The sequence below is a fragment of the Frankia nepalensis genome (assembly GCF_016786325.1).
Lineage (GTDB): Bacteria > Actinomycetota > Actinomycetes > Frankiales > Frankiaceae > Pseudofrankia > Pseudofrankia nepalensis.
Map to the genome: position 1 here is coordinate 1 of NZ_JADWYU010000125.1, position 19,318 is coordinate 19,318.

The following is a 19,318-nucleotide window of genomic DNA, read 5'->3' on the forward strand; positions in this document are numbered from 1 at the left end:
ACGTCGACGGGCAGCCACACCCACCCTTTCACGTCATCGCGACGTCCCCAAGGGCCCGACTGACTGTGGTGCCGAAATGGGCCGTGGCTGGCACCGTAGCCTCTGGGATCATGGCCGGATGCCGCACGGGCCATGCCCCGGCGTGACCAACAAGGCTGGCTCGTCGTCATGGCGGTCTCGGCCGTTGTCGACGGCGCGGTGTGCTCAGCTCTGGCTCCAGGGGCCGAAGACGGGGGTGCCGGCTATCCAGGTCTGGGCAACGACGGGGCGGCCGGCGCGGTGGGCGACCGCGACCAGGTCGGCGCGGGCGCCAGGCGCGAGGCGGCCCCGGTCGGCGAGGCCGACCGCGCGGGCCGGGTTGCTGGTGGCCAGCGCGACGGCGGTGGGCAGGTCACACAGGCCGGCCGCGGGCAGCGCGTAGATCGCGCCGAGCAGGCACGGCGGGTGGTAGTCCGAGGCCAGGGCGCCCAGGTGGCCGGTGGCCAGCGCCTCGCGGGCCGACAGGTTGCCGGCCAGGTGGCTCGTGCCGCGCAGCGCGTTCGGCGCCCCCATCACGGTCAGCAGGCCGCGCTCGGTGGCGGCCGCGGCAGCCCCGGCGCTGACCGGGAACTCGGAGATCGTCGCCCCGAGGCCCTCGGCCTGCTCCACGCGGGCCGCCGTGTCGTCGTCGTGCGAGGCCAGCGCGATCTGGTGCCGGCGGGCGAGGCGGGCGAGTTCGGCGCGGGTCGCGTCGGTGTGCGGCTGGCGGGCGAGGCGGCGGGCGAGCATCCCGTCCAGATCGGTCTCGCCGATCCTGGCGAGGTAGGTCCGCCACTCCTGCTCCCGCTTGTACTGGCCCTGGCCCGGGGTGTGGTCCATGTAGGACAGCAGCGACACCGCCGGGGAGGCGGCCAGGTCGGCCGCGAGGTCGAGGCGTTCGCTGGTGGCCTCGACCCGCAGGTGGATCCGGTGGTCGGCGCGCAGCTGGCCGCGCACCTTCTCGACGACGGCGACCGACTCCGCGGCCTGGGCCGGGGTGCGGGACTTGGACGCGTCCTCCTGGAGCGCGACGCACACGTAGTGGGTGGTGATTCCCCAGGAGACGACCTCGGTGTCCAGCATCACCAGCGTCTCGTCCAGGGCGAAGTGAGTGGACGGGCGCGGGCGGGCACGGTGGTGCCAGCAGTCCGAGTGCAGGTCGACCAGTCCAGGCAGCAGGTCGTGCCCGCCCAGGTCGACGACTCGCGCGCCCGCCGGCGGCTCGGCGCCGACGGCGACGATCCGCTCGCCGTCGATGGTGACGTGGCCGGGTGCCAGGAGGCCCTCGCCGGTGAACACGCGGTCCGCGCGCAGCGTGACGCCGCCGCGCCCGCTCCCGACGGCCGCCGCCGCGCTGGCTGTCTCCGGGCCGGCTGTCTCCTGGCTCGCCGCCGCTGGCCGGGGGCTGCCCGCGCTGGGCGTCCCTGAGCTGGGCGTCTCCGGGCTGGGCGTCTCCGGGATGCTCGGGCCGGTCATGTTCATGCTGCCTCCAGGACGCGCCCGTCATCCAGTCGACAGATCCTGTCGATGAGACCGGGCTGGTCGGGCATCTCGTGGAAGATCGCCAACAGCGCGGTGCCGTCGGCCTTGCGTTCGGCCAGCGCGCGCAGCACGGTGGCGCGGCGGTGGCGGTCGAGTGAGGCGGTGATCTCGTCCAGCAGCAGGACCGGCCGCGGCCGGGCCAGCGCGATCGCGATGTTGACCAGCTGGCGCTCGCCGCCGGAGAACGTCGCCGGCGCGAGCCCGTGCAGTGCCGGGTCAAGACCGAGCCGCGCCAGCAACTCGGCGGCGGCCTCAGGGCCGAGGCCCCGCTCGGCGACCAGGTCACGCGCCGAGACCCGCGGGGGTACGGACAGGAACTGGGTGACCATGCCGAGGTGGTCGCGGCGGACCCGGATCAGCTCCCGGTCCGGCGCGGTGGCCAGGTCGACCGTCCCGGCGGCGGTGCGCAGGTGGATCGAGCCGGCGTCGGCGGTGTAGGTGCCGTAGACGCAGCGCAGCAGCGACGACTTCCCCGAGCCGCTGGCCCCGGTCAGCGCGACGCACTGGCCGGGCTCGACGTCCAGGTCGACGCCGCGCAGCACCGCGCGGGTCACGCCGCCGCGTAGGTGGTTGGTGAAGCGTTTGGTGAGGCCGCGGATCCGCAGTGTGGGTGACGGCAGTGTGGGTGACGGGGCGCGGGGCGACGGCATGGGTGACGGCTGGGCGGGTGAGGACATGGTTCTACGACTCCAGCTGGGAGGAGACGAGAAGCTGGGTGTAGGGGTGGCGGGGGTCGGACAGGACCCGGTCGGTGACTCCGGACTCGACGACCCGGCCCGCGCGCATCACCAGCAACCGGTCGGCGAGCATCCGGATCACCGCGAGGTCATGGCTGACGATGACCATCGCGACCCCGGTCTGGCGCTGGAGCCGCCGGATCAGGTCGAGGATGCGCGCCTGCACGCTGACGTCCAGACCGGTGGTCGGCTCGTCCAGCAGCAGCACGGCCGGCTCGTTGACCAGGGCGCGGGCGATCTGCACCCGCTGCCGCATGCCGCCGGAGAAGGTGGCGACGGCGGCGTCCATCCGCCCGGCCGGCAGCTCGACCTCGCGGTAGACCTCCGCGACGCGGTCCCGGATCTCGTCGAAGCTTCGCTGGCCGGTGGCCAGCAGCCGTTCGGCGATGTTGCCGCCCGCGCTGACGGCGAGCCGCAGCTCCTCGTGGCTGGCCTGTCGCACGATGCCGATGCCGGCGTAGCGCAGCCGGCGCCGGCGCGCGCCGGTGATCACCGCCGTGTCCTGGCCGGACAGCCGCACCACGCCGGACGTGGGGGACAGGTCCAGCGCGCAGCAGCCGAGGACCGTGGACTTCCCGGAGCCGGACTCGCCGACGATGCCCAGCACCTCGCCGGGCAGCAGGTCGAAGCCGACGTCCGCGCAGCCGAGCGTGCCGCCGTAGCGCACGGTCAGGTCCCGGACCTCGAGCGTGGGGGCGTCCGCCGACGGGGCGCCCGGGAGCGAGGGAGCCGCGGTGGCGGTCGGGGTGCTCACGGGGGCTTTGCCCGCGGTCTCGCCGACCCGCGCTGCCCTTGGCTGATCGGGCGCGAGCGGGAAGGGGCTCATCGAGCGGCCTCCTCGGCCTGGCGGCGCCGGCAGCGGTCGGTGTCCGAGCACACCAGCGCGGGGTGGCCGTCCACGACCGCCTCGGTCAGGTAGCTGCCGGTCGAGCCGCAGCTCGCGCACGGGCCGTCGAATGCCTCGGTCTCGAAGGGGCGGTCGGTAAAGGTGATCGGGACGACGTCCGTGTACGGGGGGATCGCGTACACGGCGGCCTCGCGGCCGGCGCCGAACAACGACAGGAACGGCGCCTGGTGCAGGCGTGGAACGTCGAAACGTGGAATCGGAGTGGACGAGACGATGTAGCCGCCCTCGACCTCGCACGGGTACGAATGCGCGAAGCGAGACCGGTTGAGCCTGGAATGGTCCTCATACAGCCCGAGCCAGATCGCGGCGTAGTCGCGCTCGGCATGCATCCGGCGCGCCGCCATCGGCCGCTGCTCGAACTCGCGCAGCGGGTCGGAGATCGGCACCTGGAACACCAGCACCACCTGGTCGCCGAGGTCGTCCTCCGGGATCCGGTGCCGGGTCTGGATCAACGTCGCGGCGCGGGCGTCGGTCGTCGTCGCCACCCCGGAGCAGTCGGCGATCAGGGCGCGCATCGTGCGGGCGTTCAGGCTGTCGTCGTCACCCTGGTCGATCACCTTCACGACGTCGTCCGCGACGACGGTGGCCAGGGTGATCTGCAGGCCACCCGAGCCCCAGCCGCGCGCGACCGGCATCTCCCGGGAGGCGAACGGGGTGATGTGCCCGGGAACGCAGACCGCCTTCAGCAGGGCGCGCCGGATCTCCCGCTTCGTCGCCGCGTCGAGGTAGGCCCACAGATACCCGGAGATGTGGGTGGGCTCGGCACGGCGCAGCAGGTCGGAAAGGGCGGACACGGCTATTCACCCCTCGGCGTCGGCTGGTCGGTCGACGCGTCGGCCGGCTCGTCGGTCAGTGGGTCGGCCGGTGGGCCGCTCGGCGCGTTCCCGGCGGCGTCGGATCCGCCGTCGGCGCGGGTGCCGACCGCGCCGACCGCGCGGACCCGGTCGAGGTCGGACGCGAAGCTGACGTGATGCGCGAGCTTGAGGTGCTCGACGAAGCCGGTCGCCTCCTGGCCGTCCAGCGCGGTGATCAGCCATTCGGCGTCATCCGACGGCGGCCGAGCCGTCCCCGGCTCGCTCGCCGCCGCGCGGGTCACGCGGGCGTCGAGCATCGCGGCACTGATCGCCCGCCGCTCGACCCGGCCGGCCGTCGCCCCGTAGCCGAGGGTGAACCGGGAGTCGGTGTGCTCTCCGGTCGAGTCGACCTGCACGTGGTAGAGCACGAGCTCGCAGGTGGTGACCGGGACCGACCCGACCAGCACCGGGCCGCCGGTGCGCGGATGGGCCACCGTCACCGGCAGCAGGCCGGCGCGCAGCTCGACCACGGTCGGATCGGCCTGCTTGGGGCCCTCGCGCACCGCGGTGTAGGCCAGCGCGGTCAGCGCCCCGGTCTCGGCCCGGGAGAGGAACTGGGCGAACGCGCCCCGCCCGGCGCCGGCCGCCGACGAGCGGCGGGTCACGTCCACCGGCTCGGTCGGCTCGGCGGCGGCGATCAGGTCCCGCTCCTCCAGCCGGCTCGTGGCGCGCGGCAGCGCCAGCGGGTCCCCGTTCGCCGCGGCGGCCCCGCCTCCGGACTCCTCGCCTCCGGGCTCCATGCCGCCGAGCCCTTCCCTGCCGAGCCCCTCGCCATCGGGCCCGTCAGCGCCGTCCGCCGGGCTTCCCGTCTGGTCGTCCGCCGGTCCGTCCGCGCGGGCGGGCTCGCCCAGGTCGAGCAGCCGGGGGGCGTAGTCCAGCGACGCGCCGAGGAACTGGCCGCCGGCCGGCTCGGAGAACGCGGGCGTGATCCGGCGTTCCACCTCGATCTCGTCCCAGCCGGCGGTGGCGGTGCCTTCCCGGGGCAGGCAGGACACCCAGGACCGCAGCAGCGACACCGCGCGGCTGACGTCCCCGCGCGCCTGTTCCACTGCCTTCGCCGCGACCGCCGGCTCAACCACCCCGGCCTCGGCCATCACCTGGTCGACCAGCAGCGGCACCAGCGCGCCCACCGCGGCGGCCCGGTCGCCGTCGCCCGCCAGGCGCGCCCGTTCCCGCTGCTCCCGCGCCAGCCGCGCCGAGGCGTCGATGGCGCCCTGGCTCTCCCGCACCGTCGTGTACATCGGTGAACCTTTTCCATCTCATTTTGATCTTGAAGGGATCGGTTCCTGCCGGGCGTCGAGGGAAGCCGAGCGGTCGATGGAAAAGGCTCAGCCCGCCGCCAGGACGCTGACCCGGGTGGTTCGCGGCAGGCCGACGATCCGCGGGCCGGGGCCGACCAGCAGGAGGTCGATCCCGCGCGGCCAGTCGGCGCAGGCGGCCGCCCGCTCGGCGAGCGTGCCCGCGGCCAGCGGCAGGTCGGTGACGAGCTCCCCGTCGACGCCGGGGCCGGCCAGCCGGGCGCGGGTGGTCGCGGTGCCCGCGCCGACGACCACGAGCACGGTCGCGCCCAGCTCCGGCTCCTCCTCGGTGCCGACCGGCAGGGCCGCGAGCGCGCCCGGCCCGGGCGCTCCGGTGATGACGACCGGCGGCGCGTCGGGCTCCCAGACGGCGTCCACCACCAGCCGCGCGGCGGCGGCCGCGTCCGCCGCGCCCGGGACCGCCAGGGCGAGCCCGGGCCGGGACAGCGCCGTCAACGTGGCCCGGAACGCGTCATGCAGCGCGATCTCGGTTCTCGACATGCTCAGGCGACCTCCATCCGGGTGGCGCGTGCCCGCGCCGCGCGGTCGGCCCGCTCCCGCTCCTCGGCCCGCAGCGCGGCGGCGGCGAGCCGGTCGGCGCCGGCCGGGTCGGCGGCGTCCGCGAGCGCCGCCGCGAGCGCTGCCTCGGCGTCCCAACCCAGCACGCAGCCCCAACCCGGAAAGCCGGCCACGGTGACGGTCGTCGTCGTGACCACGACCTCGGTCAGGCAACGCGGCCCGACCGGGCTGTCCAGCACCGCCATCACCGTCCGCGGCTCGGGCGGCGCGTCGACCGTGACGTCGGCCCGGGCCGCGATCGGCTCGGCCAGCGCCAGCAGCCCTGCCCGGTCCACGCGGGCGGCGGCCGCCAGGCCCTCGGCCCGCCGTTCCGGGCCGAGCGCCGGCCCGCTCCCGGTTCCGTTCGCCGCCTCCGGGGCCGTCCGGCGGGCGGCCGGGTGGGGAAGCCCGTTCGCCGGGTCACGGCCGCGCGAGCCCTGCCCGCTCATGACGCCTCCACCCGGCGGACCGGGACGGGGGTCGGCAGCCGCTTCCATTCGCCCAGCTCGACGACGACGTCGAACATGTCCGCCCGCAGCCAGGCGAACGTCAGCTCCAGCGGCACGCCGGAGCGCTGGCAGTCCAGCCGGCCCCGCATGAGGACGATCGACGGGCGGCCCCGCAGGTCCAGGCGCCGCGCGACCCAGTCGGGGGCGGTGACGTGCTCGACCCGGATCCACGCCCGCCCGGGCGCGAAGCCGTAGTGCTCGGCGAGGACCTCGTAGAGGGAGCCGTCGGCGCGCAGCGCGTCCCGCACGCCGGGCATCCGCGCGGCCGGGAGCACGCTGGTCTGGTAGCCGGCCTTCTCGCCGTCGCACAGCCGCAGCCGGTCGAGCTGCACCACCCGGCCGTGCTCGCCGAGGCCCAGCTCGACGCGCTCGTCGTCGCGCGCGCGTCGGGTCACCACGTCCTCGGTGACCGTACGCGCCTCGGCCCCGGCGGCGGCGACCGTGCGCGTCCACGACGGGACCCAGTCCGGGCCGACGCGGTACTCCAGCTTGCGGGCGACGACGGTGCCCCTGCCCTGGCGGCGGCGCACCTGGCCGCGCCGCTCCAACTCCTGCAACGCCGCGCGAGCGGTCAGCCGATTCACGTCGAACCGTGCCGCCAGCTCGTGCTCCGACGGCGCCGGCGCGCCCGCCCGTAGCTGGCTGAGCTCCTCGGCCACCCGGTCGCTCAGCGCCAGCCACAGCGGCGTGCCCCGCTGCGTGCTCATCCATCCGCCCCTTCGGCCGGCCGTTTCCGGCGGCGTGCGCCTCCAACGGGCTTTCGTAGCCGACTTGACTAGACAACTTCTGGGTTGATTAGACAACTGACCCGACATGAAGCATTGATGAACAGGAGATTCGAGCCGGCTGTCTGGCTGGGCTGCCTGGCACATCGCCAGGCGGCGACTCGGCCGTGCTACCCGACCGCTTCCGCGCGTTCGCGGGCGCGGGCCGCGAACCGGGGCATGCCGAGGCGCTCGTCGACGGCGGCCGCGGCGTCGAGCTCGCGCCGGGCCCGCTCGGCGTCGCCGAGGACGGCCGCGAGCGTGCCGACGTAGAGGTGACCGGAGCCCATGCAGACGCCGCCAGGCGCGAACACGACGACGGCGTCGGCCCACGCCTCGACCCGGTCGAGCAGTGGCCGGGCCCATCCGCGGGCGCTGGCGCTCGACCGCGCGTGCCAGCACCACTCCGTCAGCAGGATCAGCGAGCTCGTGGCCATCGGGCCGGAGCCGACCGCGGGCAGGCCAGGGCGCAGGACGGGCGCGAGGACGGCGAGCGACTCGTCGACGCGGCCGGCCTGCGCCAGCCCGAGGGCACGGACGACCAGCCAGCCGGCGTGGTCGGTGGGCGGCGCCTCCTCGGGCCCGGGCAGCGCCTCGGCCAGCGCGCCGCCCTCCCAGGCCACCATCCCGCCGATCGCCTCGACCGAGGTCCTGGCCACCACCGCCGCCTCCGGGGAGGCCACGAGCAGCGGCGAGAACACCGACTCGGCGGCCGCGAGGGCCTCGTCGAGCCTGCCGGCCATCAGGTCACGCATCGCCCGCCACCAGGCGGCGACCAACGTGAAGTCGTCGTAGCGGAGGCGGCGCGCGGTGGCGGCGAGCAGTTGTGCCTGACCGTCGGCCCGCTCGAGCTCGCCGAGCTCCAGGAGGGTCAGCGCCCGCAGGTGCGTGACCGTGAGCCGGGCACCAATGTCGTCACCGCCCAGCTCGCCGAGGCGGTCGAGCAGGGCCAGCCGCTGGGCCGCCAGGTCCGGCCGCCACCAGGTCAGGAACCTCGCGAGCAACACCATCCGCTCCAGGTCACGGACCTCCGCGAGATCCGTGCCGGCCTTCGGCCACGGGCCGGGAGGGGAGGACGGGCCGGTGGCCGTGGTCTGGGGCTGTCCGGCGGGTGTGGCCTGGGGATGTCCGGCGGGTATGGCCTGGGATCGTCCGGCCGTTGCCTCGAGGGCGGCCCGCGCTGCCGCCAGATGGTGTTCCGCGCGCTCCACGTCCCCCGCCAGCGCGAACCGCGCCGCGCACGCCGCGTCCAGCGCGCCGGCGACGGCGGTCGACAGTCCTGGCAGCTCGCGCGCCGCGGTGAGCAGCGCGCGCAGGTCGCCGGACGTCTCCCCGGCCATCGACCAGTAGCCGGTGACCGGCCCACCCGATCGTTCCAACGCGGCCAGGCCGGCGAGGTCCGCCTCGCCGGCGAGCAGCGCGTCGTCCTGGGCGCCGGCCAGCGCGGCGTCGGCCTCGGCGAGCCGCCCGGCGCGGCGCAGCGCCCGGCCGGCCGCCAGGCCGAGCCGGACACGCAGCGGCGCGTCCGTCGCCGCCGTGCTTTCGAGCCCGCGGCGCGCCCAGCCGACCGCGCCGTCGAAGTCCGCGACGGCGAGCGCGGCGGAGGCGGCCGCGAGCGCGGCCGGCGCGGCACGCGGATCCTCGCCGCGCAGCAGATGGTCGGCCACGGCCTCCACCCCCGCGCCGCGGGAGCGCAGGACGTCGGCGCAGCGCCGATGCCAGCCGGCCCGGACCCGCCGGGGAGTGCGGGCCACCAGCCCCTCCCGCACCAGAGCGTGCGCGAACCGCACCACGCCCGGTTCGTCGACGATGAGCCCCGCGCGCACCGCGACGTCGAGGGCCTCGTCGATGGTCTCGTCGAGCCCGCCCGCGCGGGCGGCCGCGGCGACCCGCCCGGCGGCATCCACCGCGACGTTCAGCGCGGCACCCGCCGAGGCATCCGCCGCGACGCCTACCGTGCCGCCCGCCGCGACGTCCGCCGCCACGCCCATCGCGACGCCCACGACGACGTCCACCGCGACGCCCACGACGACGTCCACCGCGACGTCGTCGCCGAGCACGGCCGCGACGCGCAGCAGCCCGCGCGCGGGCTCGCCCAGCTCGGCGACCCGGGAGCTGACCACGTCGATCACCCGCTCCGGCAGATCCGCCGCCGGCCGGCCGGCGGCGACGAGCCGGGTGAGCTCGGTCATGAAGAACGCGTTGCCGCCGCTGCGCTCGGCCACCAGCGCCGCCAGCGCGTCAGGGTCGTCCCGCGCCGCGAGCGGCACCGTCGCGGCCACGTACTCGGCCACCGCGGCCGGGGCGAGCGGCTCGACGCGCAGGTGGTCGCCGGGCAGCCGCCCGAGCGCGCCCAGCGCGGCGCCGACGGGGTCCTCACCGTCACCGCCCGGCCCGGCGGCGCCGCCCAGGTGGTCGTCGCGCACCGTGGCGGCGAACAGCACCCGGCTCCCGGCGAGCTCGCGGACCACGATGGCCAGCACCCGCAGGGAGGCCGGGTCGGCCCACTGCAGGTCGTCCACGACGATCACCGTCGAGCCCGAGCCCGAGCCCGAGCCCGAGCCCGAGCCCGAGCCCGAACCCGAGCCCGGGCCTGAGCCGGGGCCGGGGCCTCGGACGCCGGGGTGGTCGGCGGCGCGGGCGTCGTCACCGGCGCCGGCCGCCGCGGCGACCGCGAACGCCCAGGACCGCGCGGACGCGTCCGGCGGCGCCGCCAGCTCCGGGAACAGCCGCCGCCACAGGTCGTACGGCGGGGCGTCGTCGCCGGGGTGGCAGCGGACCCAGCGCGGCCTCGCCAGTCCGAACGGCCCCGTGGCGCCCAGCGCTGGCGCCAGGACCTCCGCCAGCAGCCGGGTCTTGCCGGCGCCGGCCGGCCCGGACACGACCAGGGAGCGGGTCCCGGCCGCCACCGAGGCGAGGACGGCGAACATCCGCTCCAGCTCGGCCGCCCGCCCGACGAACGGCGGCGCCAAGGACGACGGCGACGCGGCCGGGCCGGTCGCCGGACCCGCCATCACCGCACCCGCCAGCGGCGCGGGTGCCGGGCGGGGCGAAGACGCCTCGCCCGCCGGGGAGGCACTCTCCGGCAGGCCCGCCGCCGTGACGACCGCCGCCGTGACGACGGTCGTGTCAGCCGTCTCAGCTGCGTCAGCCGTCCTGGCTGGGCCAGTCGCGTCGACCGTGTCCGTCGTCCTCGTTGTGGCAGGCGCCCTGGTGGTGTTGGTCGTCCTGGGCGGGTCAGTGGCCGTGCCGACGGTCGCCACGGTGTCGACGGTCGCCACGGTGTCGACTGTCGTGCCGGTGCCGGTGCCGGTGCCGGTGCCGGTGGCGGTGCCGGTGGCGGTGCCGGTGGGGGGCCCGCCGGCCGCGACGGTTGGCGGCCGGCCGGGCCACCAGCCCGGGCACGCGGCGGCCGGATCCGCGCGGCGGACCGCGGTCTCGACCGCCCGCAGCGTCGCGCCCGGATCGAGACCCAGCTCGTCACGCAGCAGGCCGCGCGCCCGCGCGAGCTCGGCGAGCGCGTCCGCCTGCCGATCCGACCGGTAGAGCGCCAGCACCCGCATCGCCCACAGGCCCTCGCGGGTCGGCTCGGCCGCCACCGCGGCCGCCAGCTCGCCGAGCAGCGAGAGATGGTCGCCGAGATCGAGCCGGGCGAGCGCGAACCGCTCGGTGACGAGGCGCCGCTCCTCCCGCAGCCGGCTCGGCGCCTCGGGCAGCGTCTCGTCCAGGAGGCCGCCGTAGGGCTCGTCGCCGCGCCATCGGCCCAGCGCGGCCCGCCCGGCCGCGGCGGCGAGCTCCGGCCGGCCGGCGCGCAGCTGCCCGTCGAGCGTCGCCGCGTCCCGGCGGAACGCCTCGGCGTCGAGCTGGCTCACCGGGTCGGCCAGGACCAGCTGGTAGCCGGCGGACCGGGTGACCAGCAGCTCGGCCCGCGCCGCCGGGACACCGGGTTCCAGGCGGCGGCGTAGCCGGGAGATCCAACCCTGCAAGGTCGTGGCGGCGGTCGGGGGCGGCCGGCCGGACCAGAGCTGGTCGGCGAGGCGGCCCGGCGACAGCGGCGCCGCCCGCTGCGCGACCAGCAACGCCAGCAGGGTGGCCACCCGGCCGGTGCCGAGGTCCAGTTCACGATCCTGGAGGTCCCGCGCCGCGACGGCGCCAAGCACCTCGAACCGCATGGCGCCACGGTAGCGACGCGGCCGGCCGCCGCAAGGCCGGCCGCCGCGCGAGTGGCTGTCAACCGGCCGACGGGCCCGGGCGGCCGCGGCCGGAAGCCCGACGGTCCCGGCGAAGCTCGGCCGCCGCCCGGTTCGGCCGCCGCCGACAGGCTTCCGTCAGGCCTCACCAGGCGGCTACCAGGTGGCCGGCCGGTGGTCGTACCAGGACGTCACCAGGGCCGTACCAGGCGCCACGGCGACGGTCGAGCCATGACCTACACGGACATCGCCTCCAGGTACCCGAACCCGTCCGCCCGTGACCTCCGCCCGGCTCCGGCCGCCAGTCCCGCGCAACCCCACCAGCCCGAGACCGGGCGACGGCCCCGGCGCGAGCTCGTCGTCTTCCTCGCCACCACGTTCGGGCTCACCGCCGCGAGCACGTGCGTGGCGCTGGGCCAGTCCGTCGACGTCAGTCACATCGGCGACGCCTCCGGGCTGGGGCAGGCGGCCATGTACGGCCAGGCGGCCTGGCCGCTGGTGGGCGCGGCCGCCGCGCGCCTGTCGACGCGCCGCCTGTCGTCGCGACGCCGGCCGGGCGGCTCCAGCGCCGTGGGCTGGGGCTGGCGCCGCCCCTCGGCACGGGTCCTCGGCCTGGCCTGGGCGTATGGCGTCGCCTACCCGTTGCTGGCCGGGATCCTGCTGTGGGCCACCGGCCTCGGGGGCTTCGACGGCGCGAAGCTCGCCAGCGGTTTCGGCCTCGACGGGCTGCCGACCCCGCTCGGGGCGGCGCTGGCCATCCTGCTCGGCCTGACCGTCGGCTGCCTCCCCTACCTCGCGCTCGCGATCGGGGAGGAGGTCGGGTGGCGCGGGGTGCTGGTGCCGCACCTGGCCGCCAGCAACTCGCCCGCCCGGGTGGTACTGCTCGGCGGCCTGATCTGGTCGGCCTTCCACCTCCCGATCATCATCGCGCTGGGAGGTACGCCGGACGGAGTGCCCGCCCCCGTGGCGGCGGCGCTGTTCGCCGTCGCGCTCACCGCGCTGGGCTCGACGCTGGCCTGGCAGCGGCTGCGGTACGGGCTGTGGCCCGTCGTGGTCACCCACGCCGCGGTGAACGCGACCCTCTACGTGGTGGTGGCGCCGGCGACCGTGGAACGGTCCGCCACCGGCTGGTTCGGCACGGAGACCGGGCTGCTGCTCGCGGTGACCTCGGTGGCCGCGGCGATGCTCTGGGCGCGCCGCGCGCCGCTGCGCTCCTCGGCCGCCGGTACCGTGATCGCGGCCACCCGTGCCCCGGGCTCGACCCCCGAGACGCCGGCTTCCGCGCCGGCCGATGCCGTCTCCGCTGGTGTCGCGCCCGTCGGCGCTGTCCCAGCCGGCGCCGTGCCCTCCGGCACCGCGTCCGCCGGCGCCGTGTCCGCGGGCGCGGTCCCCGCAGGTGTCATGCCCGCCGGCGTCGTGCCCATCAGTCCCGTCCCCGCCGGCGCGGTCCCCGCTGGCGTCGTGCCCTCCGGCGACGGGATGATCGACACCTCGGACATGTTCGTCGTGCACGCGATGTTCCGCCACCAGCTCGGGCTGCTGCCCGACCTCGTCCGCGGCGTCCGGCCCGGTGACGGCCGGCGGGCCGGCGCTGTCGTCGGCCACCTCGAGCTGCTCCTCACGCTGCTGCACGAGCACCACACCGGGGAGGACCGGGTGCTGTGGCCCCGGCTCACCGAGCGGGAGCCGTCCGCCGCCACGATGGTCGCCGCGGCGCGGGGCCAGCACGAGGAGGTCGCGCGGCTCACCGACGAGGTCCGGCGGGTAGCCGCCGCCTGGCGCCCTGACACGGGTGTGGCGGCGCGCGACCGGCTGGCCGGCCTGCTGGAGGATCTCGACGTCACCGTGGAGGAGCACCTCGACGACGAGGAACGCGAGGTCGTGCCACTCGCGGCCCTGCTGCTTACGGCGGGGGAATGGTCGGAGCTCGGCCGGGGCGGCTCGGCGAGGCTCTCGCCCCGGCAGATGCTGCTCTCCCTGGGCATGATCGAGCGGGCCGCCGGCCCGGAGGGCCTCGCCCGGCTCACGGCCCAGCTGCCAGCACCGGCGCGCCCGCTGGTCACCAGGCTGGCCCGCCGGACCGCCCGCAGAACCTTCCTGACCCTCACGGCCCACTGACCAGCACACTCTGTCCGACGTGACGGTCAGCCCTGTCAGACGCCAGGGGCACGGTGGACCTCATTCCGTGCCCCTGGCGTCTGCCAGGACTCGCGATATGCCTCCGATGTCGGACAGGACGCGAGCGGTGGGGGCCCGTGCGATGTCGGGCTCTGGCTCGAATTCGGTGGTGACCGTCTGTTAGCAGGCGCAGTCGACGCGGCAGGCGGCGAACACGACCGAACCAGATGCCTGGTGATCGTTTCCGAGTCCCTCGACCGCCACGGCGACATCTCCAAACGAGCCGATATCCGACATACGCGGCACGCACGGGGCTGCGGTGTGCGGTGACTCCGCGTTACCACCGAATTTGAGCCAGAGCCCGATGTCGCGGGTCCGGGCCGCGGTCTGGGGTGGCTGGCGGATCGCCGACGGGCCGCCCGGGTGGCAGTGCCCGCGCCGCGCCTGGGCGGAACGGCTGGGTCTGGCTGGAACGGCTGGGTCTGGGCGGAACGGCTGGGTCTGGGCGGAACCTGAGTCTGGCTGGAACGGCTGAGTCTGGGCGGAATGGCTGAGTCTGGCTGGAACGACGGAAGCCCCGCCGCGCACGGGGGTTGGCGGCGGGGCTTCCGATCGCTGGCTGGGCGGTGGCCCGAGGACTCAGGCGGCTACCAGTTGGGCCTGGGCGTCGCGGAGGGCCTTGTTCGCGCCATCGGGGAGGGCGACCAGTGGCTGGGCGACCTCCTCGACCGTCGGGCCGTGCTGCGCGGCGAGCGGGGCGAGCGCGTCCAGGTCGAAGTCATAGAGCTTCGCGGCGTTGCCGGCCAGGATGTCGCGCACCTCGGCCTCCGGCAGGTGGTGCAGCACCTGGCGGATGGCTTCCAGGGTGAACGGCGAGGTGCCCTCGTCGTGCGGGTAGTCGCTGCCCCACATGAACCGGTCGTGGCCGATCACGTCGCGGGCGGCGATGTCCGCGGGACGGGGGAAGCTCGCGCCCGACCAGCAGTTCTGCTCCCAGTACTCGGTCGCCGAGCGCGGGATCGAGTCCTCCGCGCGGTACTTCAGCTCGCCGATCGCGCCGCCGCGGATGCTCTCGAGCACGCCGTCCAGCTGCTTGAGCAGCGGCGGGATGCCGGCGGCGGACGACTCGGTGATGACGAACTTCAGCCGGGGGAACCGCTCGAACACGCCGGAGAGCAGCAGGTGGACGAACGGCCGCATGCCGTAGAAGCCCACCTCGCTGATCATGAGCGCGGGTGTCGCCGCGTAGCGGCCGTAGTTGGGCGAGCCGGTGCCGCCGTGCAGGTTGAGCGGGATCTCCAGGTCCTGGATCGTCGCCCAGATCCGGTCGTACTCCGGGTCGTAGAGCGGCTTCACCCACTTCACGTCGGGCGCCACGTTCGGCAGCAGCACGCCGCCGCGCAGGCCGTGCTCCTTGATCCAGGTGATGTCCTCGATCGCGTCGTCGACGTCGTTCAGGAAGAACTGGCCGACACCGGCCCGCTGCGCCGACTTGCGGGCGCAGAAGTCGGCGAGCCAGCGGTTGTGCGCCTGGATGCCGGCGCGGCGGTGGCGGTACTCCTCGGCCGTCGGCGGGCCGGCGAACAGCACGAAGCCGGGGTAGAACGGCGGCACGGTGTTCGGGAAGATCACCTCGCCGACGACGCCCTGGGAGAGCTGGTCGCGGTCGCGCCGGTCGTCGTCCCAGTTGCGCACCCGCAGGTCGGTGTCGCGCAGGTCCTTCCACGGGTTCTTGTACTTCCCGCGCCAGGCGTCGAAGTCCTCGTGGAACGCCGGGTCGAGGTACTCGCGGTAGGTCTCATGGTTCGCGCCGGCATGGGTGTCGGCCGAGATGATCGTGTACCGGGCGGCCACGGGCACCTCCAGGTCGTGGTGGCGGTACGTGCTCCTAGATAGAACGTGATTTCAGTCTTGGCTGTCAAGAAACGTGGCCCCTCGCGTCGGCCCGCCGGCTAGCGCGCATGGGCTATACCGGCGAACGGCCCTCGCCAGCGGGCTCGCTCGCCGTTTCCCCTGCAACGTTGTTCTTCCCGTCACCCTGTCGGTCGGCGGGCCGGCGGGCCGGCGGGTCGGCGGGTCGGCGGGTCGGCGGGTCGGCGGGCCGGCGGGTCGGCGGGCCGGCGGGTCGGGAGGTCGGCGGGTCGCCGGGTCGGCGGCGAGGGGCAGAGGGCTGAGGGGCCGGGGGGCGAGGGGCGGGTGGCGCGGCGGCCGGCCAGGACCGAACTCGCCGAGGGCGGGGCGGTCCCGGCCGGTCAGCGCGTCGCCGCGCCGCCAGGGCACTGACCGGCCGACCGGACGAATCATGACCGTCGGTGGGGAACTGGCAGAAACCTGCCGATGTTAGAGTCCGGGCGCTCCGCGACAGCGTCGTCGTCATCCGTTCCCTGACCGGGCAGCGAGGACCTTGATGCCGCTCACCGTGCTGTTCATGCCCGAGTCGGCCTACGGACCGACGAACCAGTGCGTCGGGCTGGGCAAGGTGCTGCTGGACCGGGGACACAAGGTCGTCTTCGCCGCCGAGCGGTCGTGGGAGGGCAAGCTCGCGCCGTTGGGCTTCGTCGAGGCCCTGGTCGACCTCGCGCCGCCGGACCCGGACGCGGCCGACGAGGTGGCGGGCCAGTTCTGGATCGACTTCATCGACGAGACCGCGCCCGAGTTCCGCAAGCCGACGATCGAGCAGTTGGAGACCTTCGTCCAGCCGACGTACCAGGCCCTCATCGACGGCGCGAAGTACTGCGAGGCCCAGCTCAGGGAGATCATCGTGGAGCACGAGCCGGACGTGCTGGTCGAGGACAACGTGGTCGCCTTCCCGGCGCTGACCACGGCGGCGGGCGCGTTCGTGCGGATCGTGTCCTGCAACCCGCTGGAGGTCCGAGGCTCCGAGGTCGCGCCGCTGTTCTCGGGCTACCCCGAGGGCGACCGGTCCGGGTGGGCGGCCTACTGGGCGGAGTTCGACCGGACCCACCAGCACATGCGGGCCGACTTCGACGCGTGGGTCCAGGCCCAGGGCGCCGCGCCGCTGCCGCCCGGCGACTTCATCGCCACCTCGGCGTACGCCAATCTGTACGTCTATCCGGCCGAACTCGACTACACCGACGTTCGCCCGCTCGACGCGACCTGGCACCGGCTGGACTCGAGCGTCCGGGAGACCGACGAGCAGTACGAGCTGCCGGCCGGGTTCGCCGCGCGGGAGGCCGGGTCCGCGCTGATCTACCTGTCCCTGGGCTCGCTCGGCGGCGCCGACGTCGGCCTGATGCAGCGCCTCATCGACATCCTGGGGACCACCCGCCACAAGGTGATCGTCAGCATGGGCCCGCGCGCCGGCGACCTCAGGCTCGCGCCGAACATGGTCGGCGCCGCGATGCTGCCCCAGACCACGATCATTCCGCTCGTCGACCTCGTCATCACCCATGGCGGCAACAACACGACCACCGAGTGCATGCACTTCGGCAAGCCGATGATCCTGCTGCCGCTGTTCTGGGACCAGTACGACAACGCCCAGCGGGTCCACGAGCGCGGGTACGGCCTGCGGCTGTCGACCTACGGCTTCGCCGATGGCGAGCTGCTCGACGCGGTCGAGCGGCTTCACGCCGACACCGGGCTGCGCGGGCGGCTGGCCGCCGTCGGCGCGGCGATCCGTGGCCGGGACGGCCTGCGCAGGGGCGCCGACCTCATCGAACGGGTCGGGCTGGAGCACGTCGCGGCTCGTGGCTGACCTGCCCGTCGTCGTCGAGCACGTCGACGGCGCCTGGCGGGCGCGCCCGACCGGCCCCGGCGCGGGGATCGCCCTGCTGGAGCTGCTGGCCGCCGGGAGCGGCGTGGGCGAGGGCTTCCGGGTGACGCGGGGCGTGACGCGGCCGTTCGAGCCGACCGAGCGCGCGGTCGCCGCCGACCAGACCAACGAGTCCTGGGTGGTCGGCGAGACCGCGGTGGTCAAGTGGGCCACCGAGCCGCTGGTCGGCCCGCATCCCGACCGGCCGCGGCGGCTGCTCGCCGCCGGATTCGCCGGGACGCCGCGGCTGTGGGGCCTGCTCGAGTGGCGCACGCCCGCGGGCGAGTGGGTACCGGTCGCGTCCGCCGCGGATCTCGTGCCCGGCGCCGCGGACGGCTGGGCCTGGTGCGTCGACGAGGCCCGCGCGGCGCTCGGCGTCGATGACCGGCCGGGCCGCCCCTTCGCGGCCGAGCTGGGCCGTCTCACCGCGACGATGCACCTGGCTCTGGCCGACTCGCCCGCCGAGCGGGCGCCGGCGAGCCATGCCGCCTCCTCGCTGGCCGCCGCCCGGGACCTGCTGGCCCGGCTGAGCTCGCCGCTCCTGGAGGCCTGTCGGCCCCGGCTGGCGGAGCTACTGCTCCCGCTCGGCGACGCGGCCGGGACACCGCTGATCGCCGTGCACGGCGACTTCCACGTCGGCCAGCTGCTGCGCGCCCCGGCCGGCCCGCTGTACGTCATCGACTTCGACGGCAACCCGACGCTGACCCCCGAGCAGCGCGCGGCCCAGCACCCGGCGGCGCTCGACGTCGCCGGGATGCTCATGTCGCTGGAGAACGTCGGCCACGTGGTGCGTCGATACGCCCCCGAGGTGACCGACGAGGCCGCGGCCGCGTGGAGCGCCGCCGGCCAGGCGGAGTTCCTCGGCGCCTACCGCGCCGGGCTCGCCGAAGCCGGCCGCGGCGAGCTGCTTGACGAGTCGCTGCTGGCGGCGTACGAGGCGCAGCAGCTGCTCCGCGAGCTCGCCTACGCCGAGACCCACCTTCCGCGCTGGCGGTACGTGCCGGAGGCGGCGCTGCGCCGCCGGTTCGGGCCGCCCGCGTGAACGCCGACCTGTTCCTCGCGGACCTCGAGGAGAAGCCCGCCCGGCTGCGCGAGCTCGCTCCCGAGCTCGCCGGCTGCTGGGCCGGGGTCGACACCAAGCGGCCCACCCTGCTGCTCGGCATGGGCTCGTCGCACTACGCGAACGGGGTGGCGGCGGCCCGGCTGCGGGCCGCCGGCGTCCCCGCCGTCGCGGAGCTTGCCAGCACCGACCTGCTTCCCCGTCTGGCCCCCGGCACGCTGGTGATCGCGGTCTCCGCGTCGGGTGGCTCCGTCGAGACCCTCGACGCGGTCCGGCGGCTGCGGGCCGCGCACCCGGATCTGGCCCTCGTCGCGCTGACCAACCGGGACGGCACCGAGCTGGAGGCGCTCTGCGGCGCCCGTGTGCCGATGCTCGCCGGCGACGAGCGCGGCGGCGTCGCCTGCCGCTCCTTCCAGCACACCCTCGCCGTCCTGCTGAGCCTGCCCGGGGGTGGGCTCGACCCCGCCGCCGTCACCCGGGCGGCCGAGGCGACCGAGGATCTCCTCGCCCGCCGCGACGCCTGGCTGCCGAGGATTGGCGAGCTGCTGCTCGGCCCCGACGGCACCCACGTCGCCGCGCCCGCCCGCCGGCTCTCCTCCGCTCTGCAGTCGGCGCTCATGCTGCGCGAGGGGCCCCGCCTGGCCGCGGTCGGCTGCGAGACCGGCGACTGGAGCCATGTCGACGTCTACCTGACCAGAACCACCGACTACCGGCTGCTCCTGCTCGCCGGCTCCCGTTGGGAGCCGGAACTACTCCGCTGGACGACCGAACGCGGCAGCACCGTCGTCGCGGTGGGCGCCGAGACCCTCGCCACCGCCCACTGCCTGCGTTACCCGGGCGACGGGGATGATGACGTCCGCCTGCTCACCGAGACCCTGGTGGCCGAGCTCCTCGCCGCCGAGGCCTGGCGCCGCTGACGCCAGCGCGTCCACGTGCCGACCAACCCGGCCGGCGACCACGGGCCGGCGACCGCCGCCGGTCGCCGCGGAGC

General features: G+C 75.6%; 14 protein-coding genes. 4 read left to right on the forward strand and 10 right to left on the reverse strand.

The features are described 5' to 3' along the window. Positions 1–204: 204 nt before the first annotated feature. The 9 genes from I6A81_RS16460 to I6A81_RS16500 form a co-directional block, all read right to left on the reverse strand. Positions 205–1,500, reverse strand: coding sequence for an alpha-D-ribose 1-methylphosphonate 5-triphosphate diphosphatase (locus I6A81_RS16460; RefSeq protein WP_203004325.1), 1,296 nt, complete (start codon positions 1,498–1,500; stop codon positions 205–207). Further along, the gene (locus I6A81_RS16465) at positions 1,497–2,237 is read right to left on the reverse strand and encodes a phosphonate C-P lyase system protein PhnL (RefSeq protein ID WP_203004324.1); all 741 of its coding nucleotides are present in this window, start codon (positions 2,235–2,237) and stop codon (positions 1,497–1,499) included. The genes I6A81_RS16460 and I6A81_RS16465 overlap by 4 nt, the downstream gene beginning before the upstream one ends. A gap of 4 nt (positions 2,238–2,241) precedes the next feature. Next, positions 2,242–3,123, reverse strand: coding sequence for an ATP-binding cassette domain-containing protein (locus tag I6A81_RS16470; RefSeq protein WP_203004323.1), 882 nt, complete (start codon positions 3,121–3,123; stop codon positions 2,242–2,244). Then, positions 3,120–3,998, reverse strand: coding sequence for an alpha-D-ribose 1-methylphosphonate 5-phosphate C-P-lyase PhnJ (locus tag I6A81_RS16475; RefSeq protein WP_203004322.1), 879 nt, complete (start codon positions 3,996–3,998; stop codon positions 3,120–3,122). Before I6A81_RS16475 ends, I6A81_RS16470 begins: the two co-directional genes overlap by 4 nt. A 2-nt stretch (positions 3,999–4,000) precedes the next feature. Beyond that, positions 4,001–5,299, reverse strand: coding sequence for a carbon-phosphorus lyase complex subunit PhnI (locus tag I6A81_RS16480; RefSeq protein ID WP_203004321.1), 1,299 nt, complete (start codon positions 5,297–5,299; stop codon positions 4,001–4,003). Between the two features lie 87 nt (positions 5,300–5,386). Further along, complete coding sequence (locus I6A81_RS16485) at positions 5,387–5,857, reverse strand: phosphonate C-P lyase system protein PhnH (RefSeq protein ID WP_203004320.1); 471 nt, start codon at positions 5,855–5,857, stop codon at positions 5,387–5,389. Positions 5,858–5,859: 2 nt separating this feature from the next. Then, complete coding sequence (locus tag I6A81_RS16490) at positions 5,860–6,363, reverse strand: hypothetical protein (RefSeq protein WP_203004319.1); 504 nt, start codon at positions 6,361–6,363, stop codon at positions 5,860–5,862. Then, positions 6,360–7,130, reverse strand: a complete 771-nt coding sequence (locus tag I6A81_RS16495; RefSeq protein WP_203004318.1) for a GntR family transcriptional regulator — start codon at positions 7,128–7,130, stop codon at positions 6,360–6,362. The genes I6A81_RS16490 and I6A81_RS16495 overlap by 4 nt, the downstream gene beginning before the upstream one ends. Positions 7,131–7,318: 188 nt before the next feature. Beyond that, positions 7,319–11,359, reverse strand: coding sequence for an AfsR/SARP family transcriptional regulator (locus tag I6A81_RS16500; protein ID WP_203004317.1), 4,041 nt, complete (start codon positions 11,357–11,359; stop codon positions 7,319–7,321). Between the two features lie 249 nt (positions 11,360–11,608). Here I6A81_RS16500 and I6A81_RS16505 point away from each other — a divergent pair, with 249 nt between their 5' ends. Beyond that, positions 11,609–13,495 (forward strand): hemerythrin domain-containing protein, encoded by a 1,887-nt coding sequence (locus I6A81_RS16505; RefSeq protein WP_203004316.1) that lies wholly within the window; start codon positions 11,609–11,611, stop codon positions 13,493–13,495. Positions 13,496–14,134: 639 nt separating this feature from the next. On the opposite strand, the gene I6A81_RS16510 is transcribed toward I6A81_RS16505, so the two are convergent. After that, positions 14,135–15,349 carry an amidohydrolase family protein gene (locus I6A81_RS16510; protein ID WP_203004315.1) on the reverse strand — a complete coding sequence of 405 codons (1,215 nt, stop codon included), beginning with the start codon at positions 15,347–15,349 and terminating at the stop codon, positions 14,135–14,137. A 553-nt stretch (positions 15,350–15,902) separates the two neighbouring features. On the opposite strand from I6A81_RS16510, the gene I6A81_RS16515 reads away from it, so the two are divergent. The 3 genes from I6A81_RS16515 to I6A81_RS16525 are packed head-to-tail and all read left to right on the forward strand — an operon-like array spanning position 15,903 to position 19,244. After that, complete coding sequence (locus tag I6A81_RS16515; protein ID WP_203004314.1) at positions 15,903–17,210, forward strand: nucleotide disphospho-sugar-binding domain-containing protein; 1,308 nt, start codon at positions 15,903–15,905, stop codon at positions 17,208–17,210. After that, positions 17,203–18,309 (forward strand): aminoglycoside phosphotransferase, encoded by a 1,107-nt coding sequence (locus I6A81_RS16520; RefSeq protein ID WP_203004313.1) that lies wholly within the window; start codon positions 17,203–17,205, stop codon positions 18,307–18,309. Before I6A81_RS16515 ends, I6A81_RS16520 begins: the two co-directional genes overlap by 8 nt. Then, on the forward strand, positions 18,306–19,244 hold the full coding sequence (locus I6A81_RS16525) for an SIS domain-containing protein (protein ID WP_203004312.1): 939 nt from the start codon (positions 18,306–18,308) through the stop codon (positions 19,242–19,244). The genes I6A81_RS16520 and I6A81_RS16525 overlap by 4 nt, the downstream gene beginning before the upstream one ends. Positions 19,245–19,318: the final 74 nt, after the last annotated feature.

What these genes read in the sequence shown, in the direction of transcription:
- I6A81_RS16460 (WP_203004325.1), bottom strand. Translation starts at nt 1,500, where the DNA reads ATGAACATGACCGGCCCGAGCATCCCGGAGACGCCCAGCCCGGAGACG.
- I6A81_RS16465 (WP_203004324.1), bottom strand. Translation starts at nt 2,237, where the DNA reads ATGTCCTCACCCGCCCAGCCGTCACCCATGCCGTCGCCCCGCGCCCCG.
- I6A81_RS16470 (WP_203004323.1), bottom strand. Translation starts at nt 3,123, where the DNA reads ATGAGCCCCTTCCCGCTCGCGCCCGATCAGCCAAGGGCAGCGCGGGTC.
- I6A81_RS16480 (WP_203004321.1), bottom strand. Translation starts at nt 5,299, where the DNA reads ATGTACACGACGGTGCGGGAGAGCCAGGGCGCCATCGACGCCTCGGCG.
- I6A81_RS16485 (WP_203004320.1), bottom strand. Translation starts at nt 5,857, where the DNA reads ATGTCGAGAACCGAGATCGCGCTGCATGACGCGTTCCGGGCCACGTTG.
- I6A81_RS16490 (WP_203004319.1), bottom strand. Translation starts at nt 6,363, where the DNA reads ATGAGCGGGCAGGGCTCGCGCGGCCGTGACCCGGCGAACGGGCTTCCC.
- I6A81_RS16495 (WP_203004318.1), bottom strand. Translation starts at nt 7,130, where the DNA reads ATGAGCACGCAGCGGGGCACGCCGCTGTGGCTGGCGCTGAGCGACCGG.
- I6A81_RS16500 (WP_203004317.1), bottom strand. Translation starts at nt 11,359, where the DNA reads ATGCGGTTCGAGGTGCTTGGCGCCGTCGCGGCGCGGGACCTCCAGGAT.
- I6A81_RS16505 (WP_203004316.1), top strand. Translation starts at nt 11,609, where the DNA reads ATGACCTACACGGACATCGCCTCCAGGTACCCGAACCCGTCCGCCCGT.
- I6A81_RS16515 (WP_203004314.1), top strand. Translation starts at nt 15,903, where the DNA reads ATGCCGCTCACCGTGCTGTTCATGCCCGAGTCGGCCTACGGACCGACG.